The sequence below is a fragment of the Vreelandella nanhaiensis genome (assembly GCF_003990185.1).
Classification (GTDB): domain Bacteria; phylum Pseudomonadota; class Gammaproteobacteria; order Pseudomonadales; family Halomonadaceae; genus Vreelandella; species Vreelandella nanhaiensis.
In genome coordinates this window covers 30,943-47,523 of sequence record NZ_RZHF01000006.1, presented here as the reverse complement: position 1 = coordinate 47,523, position 16,581 = coordinate 30,943, and the positions used below count along the sequence as shown (strand labels likewise).

The following is a 16,581-nucleotide window of genomic DNA, read 5'->3' as shown; positions in this document are numbered from 1 at the left end:
TGAGTGAGCGATTTTCTAATTATTGGCGGCGGTGTTATCGGTATGATGACCGCTCTGCAGTTAGCCGATGCCGGGCAGCAGGTTACTCTTGTTGAACGTGGCACCTGCGGGAAAGAGGCCTCCTGGGCGGGTGGAGGCATTGTATCACCGCTTTATCCGTGGCGTTATGCGCCGCCTATTTCGCAACTGTCACGCTGGTCGGAAGGCGCCTATCCCACGCTTGCGCTGCGTCTGCTTGAAGAAACGGGCATCGATCCCGAGTACCGTCAGAAAGGGCTTTTGTACTTGAATGTCGATGACGAGGAGAGGGCGCTTAGCTGGGCTCGCCAGATGGGCAAGCCGCTGGTGCGCGTGGGCGCTGACTTCGTTCAGCAGAAAGAGTCTGATGTCGCCATTGCCCATGAAAACGCGCTATGGATGCCTACGCTTGGCAGCATACGCAACCCACGTCTTGGTCAGGCGCTGCGAGCCAGGCTCTTGGCCATGCCCACGGTTACGCTTCGTGAGCAGTGTGAGGTGTATGGCTTTGTAAAGCGCGAAGACGCCGTCACCGGGGTGAATACCTCCCAAGGTGCGCTTTTGGCCGCGCGGGTGGTCGTTTGCGGGGGCGCCTGGACTGCCAGGCTTCTGGCCACGCTTGGTGTGCGTGTACCGGTGCGCCCGGTGAAAGGACAGATGATTGCCTATCAAGCGCCGCCTGGGCTGGTGCAACGCGTCGTCTTGAAAGATGGCCGCTACGTTATTCCCAGAGGCGATGGCTTGCTGCTGGTAGGCTCGACACTCGAAGAGGCCGGATTCGATAAAACCACCGATGAGGAGGCGCTGGCCTCTTTAAAACACAGTGCAGAACGTATCGTGCCCGCCCTTAAGGAGTGCCCGGTTGCCTACCACTGGGCGGGGCTGCGGCCCGGTTCGCCGGAAGGCCTTCCGTTTATCGGCGCGCTGCCAGGAATGCCCAACGTGTTTATCAACGCGGGACACTATCGCAATGGGCTGGTGCTGGCGCCAGCTTCCACCCATCTACTGGCAGACCAGTTACTTAACCGGGAGCCGTTGATAGACCCCGCGCCGTTCTGGCCCACGCCTGAACGGCTGGAACCTTCAGGCGGATGAGCCGCGTCTAGGCGCCGCTGTTCTTGTCTGCCTGCTCCTGAACGTAGCGATCGCGGTGGGCGCTGGAGCAGAACCACTGTTCGTGGTCGCGCAACGCCTCACTTTCCGGCACGTGAACATCGCACCAGCGGCAGCGCACCATCTGACCGCCATCGTGGCGGTTTAATGTCTCGTGTTCGGCGTCGCGGGCCAGCTTGTGCTGGCGGTACATGCCGTAAAGCTTTAAACCAGCGTAAAACACCACGGCAAAAATAATCAGGCGAATGATCAAAAGGTTCATCCTTGTAGACCCTCCGGTACGGAGATGAAAGCGGTCAATGCGAGTGCGGGCTTTGCCAGCAGGCGGCCCTTGCGGGACAATGCATCGATGCAGTTAACAATATTCTAAAGATTCTCAAGAGATTTTAACGCCCATGCAAGATTTAACGCTGGTAATGGCCCAACTTGATCCGCTTGTCGGGGATATTCCCGGCAATGCGGCGCGTGCTATTGAAGCCGTGCGCGAAGCGCGCATTGAGCATGGGGCGGATATCGTTATCTTCCCTGAGCTCTTTTTATCAGGGTATCCGCCGGAAGATTTATTGCTACGTGCCTCCATGGAAGCACGGCTACGCGAAGCGCGAGCCAAGATGGCCGAAAAGGTCGCCCGCGATGTACTGGTAATCATCGGCTACCCCGGCGTGCGCGAAGGCAAGCGCTATAACCTGGCAGGCGTGTTGTACAACGGCCAATGGGAGGCGGAGTACGCCAAGCAGGCGCTCCCTAACTATCAGGTGTTTGATGAGCAGCGCTACTTCACACCGGGCACCGAGCCGCTGGTTTACGAGCATAAGGGCGCCAGGCTTGGGCTTTTGATTTGTGAAGACCTGTGGGAAGGCGCGCCGGTAAAAGCGGCCAAAGCGGCCGGGGCCGAGGTGCTGATCAGCCTCAACGCTTCGCCCTATCATCAGGACAAGCCCGGCGAGCGACTACGGCTGCTAGAGCTGCGCGCGCTCGAGGTCGACCGGCCGATCGTGTATGTGAATACCATCGGCGGGCAGGATGAGCTGGTGTTTGACGGCGGCTCTAAATGCGTGGACGCCAAAGGGCAGCTCAAGGTGCTGGCGCCTTACTGGCAGGCGGGTCTGATGCCGGTACAGCTGCTACAAACCAGTGCGGCCATTTGGGAGCCGCAGGACGGAGAGATCGAGCCGGATGTAGAGCCTGAAGAAAGTCTTTACTGCGCGCTGGTCACCGGCGTGCGCGATTACGTCAACAAGAGCGGCTTTGATGGCGTGGTGCTAGGACTTTCGGGGGGTATCGACTCCGCTCTTTCATTGGCGATTGCCGTAGACGCCCTAGGGCCGCAGCGGGTTCAGGCAGTGATGATGCCGTATCATTATACCGCCGATATCTCAAAACAGGATGCCGCCCAGCAGGCCGAAATGCTTGGCGTGCATTACGAGGTGATGCCCATCGAGCCCATGGTGGATGCGTTTATGGCGACACTTTCGGAAAGTTTTGCCGGCACTGAGCGTGATACCACCGAAGAGAACCTGCAGTCACGCTGTCGTGGTGTGCTGCTGATGGCGCTTTCCAATAAGAAGGGCCTGATGGTGCTGACCACGGGCAACAAGAGTGAAATGGCGGTGGGCTACGCCACGCTTTACGGCGACATGGTGGGCGGTTACAACGCCCTCAAGGATGTGTATAAAACCTGGGTATACCGATTAGCCCTGTGGCGTAATACCCAGTCGCCAGCGATTCCTGAACGGGTGATTGAGCGCCCACCCAGCGCAGAACTTGCCCCTGGGCAGCAGGACAGCGACTCGCTGCCTGATTACGACGTGCTGGATGCGATTCTGATGAGCTATATCGAAGGTGATATGAGCGCGGAGGCTATCATTGCTGCAGGCTTTGATTCTGAGGATGTCTACAAGGTGGTCAAACTGGTCGATCGCTGTGAATACAAGCGGCGTCAGGCACCCGTGGGGGTTCGGGTAACGCCCCGGGGCTTTGGACGCGACCGCCGCTACCCGATCGTTAACGGCTGGCAGCCGGGTGACTAGGTATTAAGCTAGGCCCAGCGCAAAAGGCTCCTGAACTCAGGAGCCTTTTTTATCGCAGCGGGTAGCGGTTATGGTTTAGAAGCTTTCCCACTCGGGCTCCGGCTGATGCTGGGTAGGGCTTGTCGCCATCGGGCGTGCCTTAGGGCTAGCGAGGGCGGGTGCCATGTTGTGTGCGGACGCACGCTGGGCGCCTTGAACGGCCTGGGGTAACTTAAATGCTTCCATCATCTGCAGCAGCTGACGGGCATTTTCGCGCAGGTTAGCGGCGGATTTGGCGCTTTGCCCCACCAGCGCCGCGTTTTGCTGGGTCACCTGATCCATTTCGGTAACTGCTTGGCCAACTTCCTGCACGCCGGCGCTCTGCTCGGCGCTGGCATGGCTGATCTCCTGCATGATGGTGGTGACGCGATCAATGGCCGCCACGATCTCTTCGGTGGATTTACTCGCCTCTTCGGCACGCTGGTTGCCGTGCTTGACGCGCTCTAGGTTGCTGGCGATCAGCTGATTGATTTCGCGCGCGGCCTCCGCACTGCGCTGGGCAAGGTTGCGCACCTCTTCGGCCACCACGGCGAAGCCCCGGCCGTGCTCGCCTGCTCGGGCTGCTTCAACGGAGGCGTTGAGTGCCAGAATGTTGGTTTGGAAGGCAATGGAATCAATGGTCGAGGTAATGCCCGCGATTTCCTGAGAGCTCTGGTTCAGCTCATTCATGGTACCCACCACTTGATGCACTGCTTCACCGCCTTTAGTGGCAATCTGTGAAGCGCTCTGCGCCTCCTGGCTTGCCTGCTCGGAGTTTTCCGCGTTGAGTTTTACTGTGCTGTTGAGCTGCTCCATGGCCGAAGCTGTTTCCGCAAGGGCGCTGGCCTGCTGTTCGGTGCGCGACGACAAATCGTTATTGCCCTCGGCAATCTGCTCGCTGTTGGCAGCGACGGCTTCTGCCGAAGCACGAACCTGGGTAACGATAGTTTGTAACTGACGAGCCATCTCTACCTGAGACGCCATAATGCTACGATTATCGCCTTTTTTGAGCTGGCCCTTTGTCGTTAGCTCGCCACGCCCAACTGCTTCTGCAAACGTTTTTACATCATGAGGCTCAGCGCCGAGCTCGCGTAACAGCTGGCGGGATAAAAACATCGCGATAACGCCGCCAACCACCAATGCAAAGAGCGTTAAACCCAGCATCAGCATTTGAAAGCCTGAAGCGGTAGCACGCGCCTGTGCTGTACTGACATTATTAATCTGGCCTTGCAAGTCAATAAACTGGTTAATGCGGTTTAACCATTCTCTATAGGCGGGCCCGGCCTGTTCAAGCATTAGTGTTTGGGCGAGTTCATAGTCGCCGGTATCACGGGCATCAAACACCTGTAGGGTAAGTGCTCTGACCATCTCCGCCTGGCTTGCGATATGGTTCAGCAGATTCTGTTCCTGCGGTGTGGTTGAGTATTGCTGGATAACGCCCTGCATGCCCGTCGTGGCGTTCTGGTAACTTTCCTGTAAGCGATCAATGTCAGCACGCAGGGCATCGAGGTTGCCGTTCCCCGCGGTAATGACAATATCGCGTAAGGTAATGGCTCGGTCATGAACACTTCCCCGCATGTCTACAGCGAAACTCTGCTTGGCTCCATTGATATCGTTGATTGCGGTGAGGCCACGGTCGATTTGGTTGACTTGGTAGATACCGACAGCGGTTAAAACGATCAGCAGTGCCAGTAGGGTGGAGAAGGCAAATGCGAGGCGAGTACTTATTTTGGTGCCAGTAAAACGAGCGTCCAATGACAGCATCTTAGAGTCCCTTAGGCACCGTAGCGGCGCATTTTTATGGTAGTCGGCCGCAATATTAGTCTCAGGAGTTTATTTGTACAACTATTGGATAGATAGTTTGTTTAAATTATACGAAACTTATGTTTTCTTAAAGCAGAGGGTTGTGCCATAAAGACAAAAACCACGCCTCGGCGTGGTTTTTAAGGAGAACAAAAGTTGTATAACTTAATCGGTTAGGACGTCAGCTTTATTGCCAATCGATTAATTATTCAGTCCAGGTGCTTGGGTACAAAACGGCCACCCTGAAGCTGCTCATGGTCAGGGGCGTTTTCACGCAGTACGGCAAGTACTTCACCTGCCCGGTCATCCATGCCTAGACCTTGATAGCCTTCAATCATGGTGGCCAGAGCATCACGGGTAGCGCTGGACTCAGGGTAGTGTTCCACTACCCAGCGGCCCCGTTCGACAGCCGCCAGATAAGCGCCCCGGCGCAGGTAGTAGTCCGCAACATGAAGCTCATGGCGGGCCAGTAGGTCGCGCAGATAAACGATGCGCTGCTGGGCATCCGGGGCATAATCGCTCTGGGGGAAGCGCTGGATCAGCTCGCGGAAGTCATTGTAGGCATCCCGTGAGGCACCCAGGTCGCGCTTGGAAATATCGATCAAGCGCAGGCGTTCAAGGCTGAAACGACCTGCCTGCCAGGCGGAAAGGCCGCGCAGGTAGTAGGCGTAATCGGCTTGAGGATGGTCGGGATGCAGGCGAATAAACCGGCTGGCTGCTGCCCGAGCTTTTTCCCAGTCGCTATTTTCGTAGTAAGCGTAGATAAGCTCCAGTTGTGCTTGCTCGGCGTGAGGGCCAAACGGGTAGCGCGTATCCAGCGCTTCGAGACGCTCAATTGCAATCGGATAGCGGTTGCTGTCTAGCGCAGTGCGCGCCAGCTCGTAAAGTTCACGCTCCTGTACCCCGGAAAACTCGTCTTCGTCTTCAGGAGCTGTGTCGTTACTGGCGCAGCCTGCCAAAAGGGCAAGGCTCAACGCAAGGGCACCAAAGCGGTTGGCAGCAGAAAAAACGCGCATCATCATCCTCGTTGCAAACAAGCCTCAATCACCGAAAAGCGACGATGGCCATAAGTAGAAATGGTAGAATAGGTCGCAGTTAGCCCACTATAAATCACCTCGACGCAAAACGCAGGCCTAGTCGCGTATTGCCGGGTGTCGTCAAAGGAAGTTACGTCATGCCCCGGATAGTTGAAGCCATGCAACGTGTGCCAGCAACACTTGCAGGCGCGCGGTTGGACCAAGCAGCCGCGGAGTTGTTCAGTGATTACTCTCGCGAGCGACTAAAAGCATGGATCAACGCCGGCGAACTGACCGTGGACGGCGCGAAAGTGAAACCCAAAGCGAAGCTGCATGGCGATGAAGTGCTTGAGCTAAAAGCCACCATTGAAGAAGACCTGCGTTTTGAAGCCCAGGATATACCGCTGGATATCGTCTTTGAGGACGATGCGGTGATGGTAATCAACAAGCCCACCAACATGGTGGTGCATCCGGCGGCAGGTAACCCGGACGGCACTCTGCTCAACGCGCTGCTTCATCATCATCCGGCGCTGGCCGAGGTGCCCCGGGCAGGTATTGTTCACCGTCTGGACAAGGATACGACGGGGCTGATGATGGTAGCCAAGACCATTCCGGCACAAACAGTGCTGGTTGAGCAGCTTCAGGCGCGCAGCGTCTCGCGCCAGTACGATGCGGTGGTGATCGGTAAGCCTGTTTCGGGCAGCACTATTGATGCGCCAATAGGTCGCCATCCCAAGGACCGTAAGCGCCAGGCGGTGACGGCTTCAGGCAAGCCTGCCGTTACTCACTTCCGGGTGGTCGAGCGTTTTCGCGCGCACACCCACGTGCGCTGCCAGCTGGAAACCGGGCGTACCCATCAGATTCGTGTGCATATGGCCCATGCCCGCTACCCGCTGATTGGTGACCCGCTTTACAGTGGGCGCGCCAAGCTGCCGCCAGGTGCGGCCGGACCGCTCAAGGAGATTCTGCGTGAATTCCCACGCCAGGCACTGCATGCCCGGAAACTGAGCTTTGTGCATCCGGTGAGCGGCGAAACGCTGACATTCCATGCCGACTTGCCTGATGATCTACTAATGTTGTTGGATTATCTGCGTGAAGACAACGAGACCATGCAATGAGTGATGCCATCGATTTACGGCCGACGCTTCTGATTCCTGACTGGCCTGCGCCCAAAAGCGTACGCGCCTTTGTCACCACACGCGAGACCGGCCCCAGTCAGGATAATTTTGCCGCCTTCAATCCGGCTTCCCATGTGGGTGACAACCCCGAGCACGTCACACTCTGCCGCCGTCTGATGCAAAAGGAGGTAGGTGACGAACGCCCGCTGCTATGGCTTAACCAGACCCATGGGGCGCGGGTGCAGCAAGGTTATCAGGCGGATGCGCCAGAGGCGGACGCCGCCATCGCCACTTCCGCCGACTACGCCTGCGTAGTGCTGACTGCCGACTGCCTACCGGTAATGTTCTGTAACCGCGCGGGTACCCAGGTAGCCGTGGCCCATGCTGGCTGGCGTGGTCTGGCGGGTGGGGTGCTGGAAGCGACTGTGGCGGCCATGAATACTGAACCCGACGATATTCTCGTATGGCTCGGCCCGGCGATCTCCAACGCTCAGTTTGAGGTAGGTCCTGAGGTATATGGTGCCTTTGTTGCCGTACACCCGGATACCGCCGAGGCGTTTGACCATAGCCCTTATCGGATGGGTCATTATATGGCTGACCTTTACCGGCTGGCGCGGTTTCGCCTGGAAGCATTGGGAATTGAGCATATTAGCGGTGGGCACTTTTGCACTGCCTGCGAGTCGCGCTTTTATTCCTACCGCCGTGATGGCGGCAAGACAGGACGCATGGCCAGCGTGATCTGGATCAACAATTAGCCCGGTAGGGTGCATTGCCTCTTGAAAACGGCGGAACTGACGCCATTTAACTTGTCAAGCTAATCGTGATTAGCACGATAAATGACAGGTTATTGGGCCACGCCGTGCGTCCGAACGCAGGGCTACCCCAGGAGGAGCGCTATGCGTTTTGATAAGTTTACTGCCAAGCTTCAGGCGGCCATCGCCGAAGCCCAGTCGCTGGCCGTGGGCCGCGGCCATAATCAGTTGGAACCCTCTCATCTTCTGCTTGCCCTGCTTGATACCCGGGATACGGGCATCAAAGCCTTGATTGAAAAGGCCGAAGGCAGCAGCACGCGCTTGCGTGAAGGCTTGTTGCAGCAGCTTGACAACCTGCCTAAAGTCAGCCAGTTCGATGGCGAAGTGCAGCCATCGCGCGATTTCATCAAGCTTTTCAACCTGACCGACCGGGAAGCGCAAAAGCGCGGCGATCAGTTTGTCGCCAGTGAGCTTGTACTACTGGCTGCGCTTGAAATGAACGGCGCTGTAAGCAAACTGCTGAAAGACGTAGGTCTTAGCCGTAAAAGCCTTGAAGCTGCCATCAACAGCCTGCGCGGCGGCGCAAGCGTAGATGATGCCAACGCCGAAGACCAGCGTGAAGCACTCAACAAGTACACCCTTGATTTAACCCAGCGAGCGCTGGACGGGAAACTGGACCCGGTGATCGGCCGTGACGATGAAATCCGTCGCACCATTCAGGTGCTTCAGCGCCGGACCAAGAACAACCCCGTGTTGATTGGCGAGCCCGGGGTGGGTAAAACCGCCATCGTGGAGGGCCTTGCCCAGCGTATTGTGAACGGTGAAGTGCCCGAAGGGTTGAAAGAGAAGCGTGTGCTTTCACTGGATATGGGATCGCTGTTGGCGGGGGCCAAATTCCGCGGTGAGTTTGAGGAACGCCTGAAAGCAGTGCTCAAGGAACTCTCCCAGGAGGAGGGTAGGGTCATCTTGTTCATTGATGAACTGCACACCATGGTGGGCGCGGGCAAGGCCGAAGGCGCCATGGATGCGGGCAATATGTTGAAACCTGCGCTGGCGCGCGGCGAGCTGCACTGCGTGGGCGCCACCACGCTGGATGAGTACCGCAAATATATCGAAAAGGATGCCGCTCTTGAACGCCGCTTCCAGAAAGTGCTGGTTGATGAGCCGACCGAAGAGGATACCGTGGCGATTCTACGCGGCCTGAAAGAGCGCTATGAAGTTCACCATGGAGTGGACATCACCGACTCCGCGATTATTGCCGCGGCGAAGCTCTCTACCCGCTATATCACTGATCGGCAATTGCCCGATAAGGCAATCGACCTGATTGATGAAGCGGCCTCGCGGATTCGTATGGAGCTTGATTCCAAGCCTGAGGCGATGGACCGCCTTGATCGCCGCCTGATCCAGCTCAAGATGGAGCGGGAAGCGCTCAAGAAGGAGACTGACGAGGCGACCAAGAAACGTCTTGAAGCGCTCAATAATCAGATTCACGAGCTTGAGCGCGAGTATGCCGACCTGGATGAGATATGGAAGGCGGAAAAGGCCAGTATCCAGGGCTCGGCGCAGTTCAAGGCGGAGCTTGAGCAGGCTCGTATCGATCTGGAACAGGCGCGCCGCCAGGGCGATCTGGGTCGCATGTCGGAAATCCAGTACGGCAAGATTCCCGAGCTTGAAAAGAAAATCGCTGAAAGCGGTGAGGGCGAGACAGATACTACCAGCCATCAGCTGTTGCGCTCTAACGTCACCGAAGAGGAGATCGCCGAGGTCGTCTCGCGCTGGACCGGTATTCCGGTATCCAAGATGCTGGAAGGCGAGCGCGATAAGCTTCTACGTATGGAAGAGGCATTGCACGAGCGGGTGATTGGTCAGCATGAAGCGGTTGAAGCGGTAGCCAATGCCGTGCGTCGTTCGCGTGCGGGGTTATCCGACCCCAACCGGCCCAACGGCTCGTTCCTGTTCTTGGGGCCAACTGGGGTGGGCAAGACCGAGCTTTGCAAGTCGCTGGCCAATTTCCTGTTTGATACCGAGGAAGCCATGGTGCGTATCGATATGTCGGAGTTCATGGAGAAGCACTCCGTGGCGCGATTGATCGGTGCACCTCCCGGCTACGTGGGCTATGAAGAGGGCGGCTACTTAACCGAGGCCGTACGGCGTAAGCCTTATTCAGTGCTGCTGCTGGATGAGGTGGAAAAGGCTCACCCGGATGTGTTCAACATCCTGCTTCAGGTGCTGGAGGATGGTCGGTTGACCGATGGTCAGGGCCGCACGGTAGATTTTCGCAATACCGTGATCGTGATGACCTCCAACATGGGCTCGGATATCATTCAGCGCATGGGGGGTGACGATAACGATTATGAAACCATGAAAACTATGGTCATGGAGGTAGTGGGTAACCACTTCCGCCCGGAGCTGATCAACCGGATTGACGAAGTGGTGGTCTTCCACGCGCTTGGTCAAGAGCAGATTCAGGCGATTGCCGGTATCCAGCTGGAGCGCCTGAAGGCGCGCCTGGCGGAGCACAGCCTAAGCCTTGAGGTCAGTGATGATGCCATGGCGCAGCTCGCGGTGGTGGGCTTTGATCCCGTGTACGGGGCACGCCCGCTCAAGCGAGCGATTCAAAGCCGTATCGAAAACCCCTTGGCGCAGGATTTGCTGGCCGGTAAGTTCCTGCCGGGCGACACCATCCATATCAGCGCAGAAGAGGGCAAGCTTGTCTTCAATGCGTAAACTATTCTGACCCCATATGCCCCGCTTGGCCTGGCCAGCGGGGCTTTTTTTGCTCTTATGCCTATCTTTGCCCATTCATAGGCCATTGAAGGTTGACATGTTTGGATGCTAATGGAATCTTAACGGTTCCTGATTTGCGGGCGCGGACCTGACGGGTAACCCCTTTTTCCCGCGCGATGGGTAGGCGATAGCCTTTACCCGCCGAAGGACTTCCGGGCTTGGGCTAACCGCTCAACCTGGCCAACGCCCCGACGCGGCAATCCGCCGCGATAGAGAGCGGCTGATTTATATCGTTATTGATTGGCGCTTTCAAAGAGTGCAGGCCCTAACCGGGCCGTATGCCAGGGTTTGGCATCAGGTGCCGGCATGGGCCGGCAGCGGCATACCGTCGCACTCGACACCGCAGGATGTCCTGCGGATCGCACTCGAGACCTCTAGGGGAGAAACACAGTGGAACTGCTTTCCGGCGCAGATATGATCGCCCGCTTCTTGCAAGATGAGGGCGTTGAATATATTTATGGTTACCCTGGCGGCGCAGCGCTGCATATTTATGATGCGCTCTTCCGTCAGGACAAGGTAAAACACATTCTGGTGCGGCACGAGCAGGCGGCAACGCATGCAGCCGACGGCTACGCCCGCGCTTCGGGCAAGCCTGGGGTAGTGCTGGTCACGTCAGGACCTGGGGCTACCAATGCCGTAACCGGTATTGCCACCGCCTATATGGACTCCATTCCCATGGTGGTGCTTTGCGGTCAGGTCATGAGTCATCTGATTGGCGAAGATGCTTTCCAGGAAACCGATATCGTGGGTGTCACCCGACCAATCGTGAAGCACAGCTTCTCGATTCGTCATCCGTCTGAAATTCCTGAAGTGCTCAAAAAGGCGTTCTACCTGGCTTCAACAGGCCGCCCGGGCCCGGTTGTCGTGGATATTCCCAAGGACATGACCGCACCCACCGAGCGTTATGAGTACGTCTACCCGAAAAAGGTCAAGCTGCGCTCCTATAACCCGGTAACGCGTGGCCATACCGGCCAGATCAAGAAAGCTGTCGAGCTGATGCTCAAGGCCAAGCGTCCGGTGTTCTATACCGGTGGTGGTGTGGTGACTGGCAAAGCGAGCGAAGGCCTGACCGATCTGGTCAAGAAACTGGGCTTCCCGATTACCACCACACTGATGGGCATTGGCGCTTATCCGCAAAGCGACTACCAAAGCCTTGGCTGGCTGGGTATGCATGGCTCTTATGAGTCCAACATGGCCATGCACCATGCGGATCTGATCATTGCCATTGGCGCACGCTTTGATGACCGAGTGACCAACAACACGTCGAAATTTTGCCCCACGGCGAAAATCATTCATGTGGATGTGGATCCCAGCTCGATCTCCAAAACCGTGCGCGCCGATGTGCCTATCGTGGGCCCTGCCGACAGCGTCATCAGCGAGATGATCAGCTTGGTGCAGGGGCATCCTATTACCCATCCGGAAGCGCTGAAAGAGTGGTGGGAGAAGATTGACGGCTGGCGTGCCGAGCGTGAGGGGAAGCTTTACGAGCCCTCAAAGCCAGGCGAGGCGCTGAAGTCTCAGGAAGTGGTTGAGGCGCTATGTCGGATAACCCGTGGTGAGGCCTTTGTGACCACTGACGTGGGCCAGCACCAGATGTTTGCCGCGCAGTACTATAAGTTCGACAAGCCCAATCGTCTGATTACCTCGGGCGGCCTGGGTACCATGGGCTTTGGCTTCCCGGCCGCCATGGGTATCAAGCAGAACTTCCCGGACGACGACGTAGTGTGCGTGACGGGGGAGGGCAGCTTCCAGATGATGATGCAGGAGCTTTCAACCTGTAAGCAGTACGGGGTGGGGGTCAAGATTCTCAACCTCAATAACGCGTCGCTGGGCATGGTGCGTCAGTGGCAGGACCTGAACTACAAGTCACGCCACGCGCACTCTTATATGGAGTCACTTCCTGACTTCCATCTGCTGATTGAGGCGTACGGGTTTACCGCGATTACCGTCAATACGATGGAAGAGCTTGAGCCGGCGCTTGAACGTGCGTTTGCCGACAAGCATGAGCTTGTGTTCCTTGACGTGAAGGTTGACCCCTTTGAGCACGTCTATCCTATGCAGGTGCCATTAGGCTCCATGCGCGACATGCTGCTGTCTAAAACGGAGCGTACCTGATGCGACATATCATCTCGATTCTGTTGGAAAACGAACCGGGTGCGCTGTCGCGTGTGGTCGGACTGTTTTCTCAGCGCAATTTCAACATTGAAACGCTTAACGTGGCGCCTACTGAAGACCCGTCGCTTTCGCGATTGACGGTAACGACTATCGGCGATGATCGTGTCATCGAGCAGATTACCAAGCACCTCAACAAGCTGATTGATGTGGTCAAGCTGGTGGATTTGACCGAAGGCAACCACATTGAGCGCGAGCTGATGCTGGTTAAAGTAAAAGCACTGGGTGCTGCCCGCGACGAAGTCAAGCGTACCGTGGATATCTTCCGTGCGCAGATCGTCGACGTGACGCCGAGTCTTTACACAGTGCAGATTACTGGCGATGCCGCCAAGCTGGATGCTTTTCTGCAGGCCATGGCGCCGGTGGGTATTCTCGAAGTGGCGCGTACCGGAGTATCCGGGATTGCACGTGGTGACAAGGTGCTGTCGCTTTAAAGAACGTCGTAGCTGCGTTTGTCGCTAAGTCTTGAAGCACCGTCTCACTGAGGCGGTGCTTTTTTATGTTTAGCCTAACGCTCGCTGATGGCAGTCCATAGGGCGTCAATAATCGGATTTTTCAAACGCCGGTTGAGAACGCACAGGCCTACATCGTAGTGGGGGAGTTCGGGCTTTACGTTCAATACTCTGACCTGGTTGGCCAGCGGGCTGCTATCTAGCACAATTTTGGGCACAACGCCCACGCCAAAACTCAAACCCACCATGCTGACGATCGCTTCATGACCCGCCACCTGGGCATAGATGCGCGGGGTAACGCCCATCGCCTTGAACCAGGTATTGGCGTATTCGCGCGATAGCCCTGCCTCGGAAAGTATCATGGGAACTTGTTGCCACTGCTTGGCAGTCGAGCTTTCGGGGGTGGCGGGGAGCCAGTCGCAGGGCTCAGTGGGCGCAATAAACACCAGCGGCGAGCGCGTCAGCGATTTAAACGCTAGCGCGTTAGGAGGGATGCGCGGGCGCGGCGTAATTGCCATATCATCGTCGCCTTCCATCACCCTCTTCATCGCATCGGCAGGGTCACCGGTATGCAGTTTAAGCTCGATGCCGGGGTGACGCGTGCGCACATCGCTCAACAGTTCATACAGGAAGCTGTAGCTTGCCGTTACGGAGCAGTAAATGCTGATTTCCCCGCTGAGCTGCGCCGTGCTTGTCAGGCCGCGCTTGGTCATTTCCCACTGTTCCAGCGTTTCGCGGGCATAACGTTGAAAGCGGAGGCCTTGGGACGTCAGCGTGACGTGGCGGTTATCGCGCTCAAACAGTTGGGTGGCAAGCTCGCTTTCCAGTTGCTGAATGGAGCGGCTAAGGGTAGAAGGGCTGATGTGGCTGAGCTCGCTGGCGCGGCCAAAGTGAAGCGTGTCGGAAAGCGTCACAAAGTGCTTGAGTAAGCGGAAGTCCATAGAAATGCCGTCGTTTCAATATGTGAAATATTGTATTGCAAATATAGCGTTTTACGCAAAGAGCTGCGTGACGTAGAGTCAGCGTCAACGCCTTACCCAGCGCCGCACAAGACGGCGCGGATGGCCATCAGCGCTGACACGCTACGATACGACTTAACTCGATAACGATTTTCTGGAGCCTCGCCATGCGCGTTTATTACGATAAAGATTGTGACCTCTCCTTGATCCAAGCCAAGAAAGTTACCATTGTTGGCTACGGCTCGCAGGGCCATGCCCATGCGAATAACCTGAAAGAATCAGGTGTAGATGTCACTGTTGCGCTGCGTAAAGGCTCCTCTTCAGCAGCCAAGGCCGAAGCTGCGGGTCTTAAAGTGGCAAGTGTTCCTGAAGCGTGCCAAACCGCTGACGTGGTCATGATTCTGGCACCGGATGAAAACCAGAAAGCCATCTACGAGCAGGAAATCGAGCCGAATTTGAAAGAAGGTGCCACCCTTGCCTTCGCTCACGGCTTCAATATCCACTACAACCAGATCGAGCCGCGCAAAGATCTTGACGTAATCATGATCGCGCCGAAAGCACCGGGCCATACTGTACGCTCTGAGTTTGTTAAAGGCGGCGGTATTCCTGACCTCATCGCTATCCATCAGGATGCGTCCGGTAACGCGAAAGAGCTGGCGCTTTCTTACGCAGCCGGTGTTGGCGGTGGCCGTAGCGGTATTATCGAAACCACCTTCAAAGATGAAACCGAAACCGATCTGTTCGGTGAGCAGGCGGTGCTGTGTGGCGGCGCAGTTGAGCTGGTCAAGGCAGGTTTTGAGACGCTGACCGAAGCTGGTTACGCCCCGGAAATGGCCTACTTCGAGTGTCTGCATGAGCTCAAACTGATTGTTGATCTGATGTATGAAGGCGGTATCGCCAACATGAACTATTCCATCTCCAACAATGCGGAGTATGGCGAGTACGTGACGGGCCCTGAAGTGATCAACGATGAATCACGTGCGGCCATGCGCAATGCGCTCAAGCGTATTCAAACTGGTGAGTACGCCAAAATGTTCATTCAGGAAGGTAACACCAACTATCCTTCCATGACGGCGCGTCGCCGTTTGAATGCCGAGCACGAAATCGAGCAGGTAGGTGCCAAGCTGCGCGGCATGATGCCGTGGATTGCGGCCAACCAGCTGGTTGATAAGTCCAAGAACTAAGTACTAAGTGAGTTGGCTGACGGGGTGCGCTTAGGCGCACCCCGTTTTGTTTACAGGCGCTGCCAACACCCCTCTTATTACTTCCTGATGTAATTGGCTGGCTGAGTAAGGTTCACCGTGTAGAATGAAAGTGTTCACTATTTATGTGATTTCATATCAAACGGATGACATCTATGACTCAGGACGCTCGCGATCAAGCGCACGCCACATCTCCTTTGCCGGAAAATCAGGACGACCATCACAAGGTGGGTAATGAGGATCTGGCTGCTGCTTTCTTACGTGATACAGAAGTCGTCGAAGAAGCCTTGGAGGATGGGAAGAAGATTCGGCGTAAAGGGATCTATCTGCTGCCCAATCTGTTTACGACGTCTGCTTTATTCTCGGGTTTCTTTGCCGTCGTCGCTGGCATTAACGGCGAATTTACATCTGCCGCGGTTGCTATCTTTATTGCCATGGTGCTAGACGGCCTGGATGGTCGTGTTGCGCGCATGACCAATACTCAGAGCGCTTTTGGGGCTGAGTACGATAGCCTGGCCGATATGATTTCCTTTGGTATGGCGCCTGCCCTGGTAGCCTTTACCTGGATACTTCAGGATATTGGTAAAACAGGCTGGGTAGTGGCGTTTTTATATGTCGCCTGTGCGGCGCTGCGCTTAGCGCGATTCAACGTGCAGATCGGCAGTGTCGATAAGAAGTGGTTTATCGGTCTGCCTAGTCCATCAGCAGCAGCGTTGGTGGCCGCTAGCGTTTGGACCTTTCATAGCTTTGATGCCGATGCGTTTGGTTTCAAGTTGCTGATGTTGGTAGTAGTGGCGGCAGCAGGCATTCTGATGGTCAGCAATATCCGTTATTACAGCTTTAAAGATCTCGACTTCAAGAAGCCTGTGCCCTTTGTAGTGCTGCTGGCCGTTGTGTTGGGGTTTGTCATGATTTCGGTTGAACCATCTGTAATGCTGCTTTTACTGTTTGGTGCCTATGTGCTCTCGGGCCCTATCTATGCGGTAATGCGCAAAGCCAAACCGCAAAGCTGAAACTTTTTCCGCTAAATTTCAAAAAGGCCTTGCCAAGCCGGCAGYGAATCCGTAAAGTACGCATCCGCTGCCGGGGACGCCAAGCGTTACCAGCGGTGAATGAAGGTGAAAACCTTCGGGTTATCAAG

Annotated in this window: 13 protein-coding genes; 9 read left to right on the top strand and 4 right to left on the bottom strand. The window is 56.2% G+C overall.

Going from position 1 to position 16,581, the window contains the following annotated elements; genetic code table 11:
* The first annotated feature begins 3 nt into the window (after positions 1-3).
* Positions 4-1,113, top strand: a complete 1,110-nt coding sequence (gene thiO / locus ELY38_RS05465; RefSeq protein WP_127060496.1) for a glycine oxidase ThiO — start codon at positions 4-6, stop codon at positions 1,111-1,113.
* A 7-nt stretch (positions 1,114-1,120) separates the two neighbouring features.
* Here the strand turns inward: thiO and ELY38_RS05460 are convergent, their stop codons facing one another.
* Positions 1,121-1,393, bottom strand: a complete 273-nt coding sequence (locus tag ELY38_RS05460; protein WP_127060495.1) for a PP0621 family protein — start codon at positions 1,391-1,393, stop codon at positions 1,121-1,123.
* A gap of 133 nt (positions 1,394-1,526) precedes the next feature.
* Between ELY38_RS05460 and ELY38_RS05455 the strand changes: the two genes are divergently transcribed.
* Positions 1,527-3,161, top strand: coding sequence for an NAD+ synthase (locus ELY38_RS05455; protein ID WP_127060494.1), 1,635 nt, complete (start codon positions 1,527-1,529; stop codon positions 3,159-3,161).
* Between the two features lie 75 nt (positions 3,162-3,236).
* On the opposite strand, the gene ELY38_RS05450 is transcribed toward ELY38_RS05455, so the two are convergent.
* Positions 3,237-4,943: a methyl-accepting chemotaxis protein gene (locus ELY38_RS05450; RefSeq protein WP_127060493.1), complete on the bottom strand. Its 1,707-nt coding sequence runs from the start codon at positions 4,941-4,943 to the stop codon at positions 3,237-3,239.
* Between the two features lie 248 nt (positions 4,944-5,191).
* A complete protein-coding gene (locus ELY38_RS05445) occupies positions 5,192-5,998 on the bottom strand; it encodes an outer membrane protein assembly factor BamD (protein ID WP_127060492.1) in 807 nt (268 codons plus the stop codon).
* Between the two features lie 158 nt (positions 5,999-6,156).
* Here ELY38_RS05445 and rluD point away from each other — a divergent pair, with 158 nt between their 5' ends.
* From rluD to ilvN, 5 genes are all read left to right on the top strand, one after another.
* On the top strand, positions 6,157-7,116 hold the full coding sequence (gene rluD, locus ELY38_RS05440; RefSeq protein ID WP_126950189.1) for a 23S rRNA pseudouridine(1911/1915/1917) synthase RluD: 960 nt from the start codon (positions 6,157-6,159) through the stop codon (positions 7,114-7,116).
* The gene (gene pgeF, locus ELY38_RS05435; RefSeq protein ID WP_127060491.1) at positions 7,113-7,871 is read left to right on the top strand and encodes a peptidoglycan editing factor PgeF; all 759 of its coding nucleotides are present in this window, start codon (positions 7,113-7,115) and stop codon (positions 7,869-7,871) included. The genes rluD and pgeF overlap by 4 nt, the downstream gene beginning before the upstream one ends.
* 141 nt (positions 7,872-8,012) lie before the next feature.
* Positions 8,013-10,595 (top strand): ATP-dependent chaperone ClpB, encoded by a 2,583-nt coding sequence (clpB, locus tag ELY38_RS05430; RefSeq protein WP_126950191.1) that lies wholly within the window; start codon positions 8,013-8,015, stop codon positions 10,593-10,595.
* 450 nt (positions 10,596-11,045) lie between these two features.
* On the top strand, positions 11,046-12,770 hold the full coding sequence (locus tag ELY38_RS05425; protein ID WP_127060490.1) for an acetolactate synthase 3 large subunit: 1,725 nt from the start codon (positions 11,046-11,048) through the stop codon (positions 12,768-12,770).
* Positions 12,770-13,261, top strand: coding sequence for an acetolactate synthase small subunit (gene ilvN, locus ELY38_RS05420; protein ID WP_127060489.1), 492 nt, complete (start codon positions 12,770-12,772; stop codon positions 13,259-13,261). The genes ELY38_RS05425 and ilvN overlap by 1 nt, the downstream gene beginning before the upstream one ends.
* Before the next feature lie 74 nt (positions 13,262-13,335).
* Here ilvN and ilvY read toward each other — a convergent pair whose 3' ends face one another.
* On the bottom strand, positions 13,336-14,220 hold the full coding sequence (gene ilvY, locus ELY38_RS05415; RefSeq protein WP_127060488.1) for an HTH-type transcriptional activator IlvY: 885 nt from the start codon (positions 14,218-14,220) through the stop codon (positions 13,336-13,338).
* Positions 14,221-14,405: 185 nt separating this feature from the next.
* Here ilvY and ilvC point away from each other — a divergent pair, with 185 nt between their 5' ends.
* The gene (gene ilvC, locus ELY38_RS05410) at positions 14,406-15,422 is read left to right on the top strand and encodes a ketol-acid reductoisomerase (protein WP_127060487.1); all 1,017 of its coding nucleotides are present in this window, start codon (positions 14,406-14,408) and stop codon (positions 15,420-15,422) included.
* 173 nt (positions 15,423-15,595) lie between these two features.
* Positions 15,596-16,453 (top strand): CDP-diacylglycerol--serine O-phosphatidyltransferase, encoded by an 858-nt coding sequence (gene pssA, locus ELY38_RS05405; protein ID WP_127060486.1) that lies wholly within the window; start codon positions 15,596-15,598, stop codon positions 16,451-16,453.
* Positions 16,454-16,581: the final 128 nt, after the last annotated feature.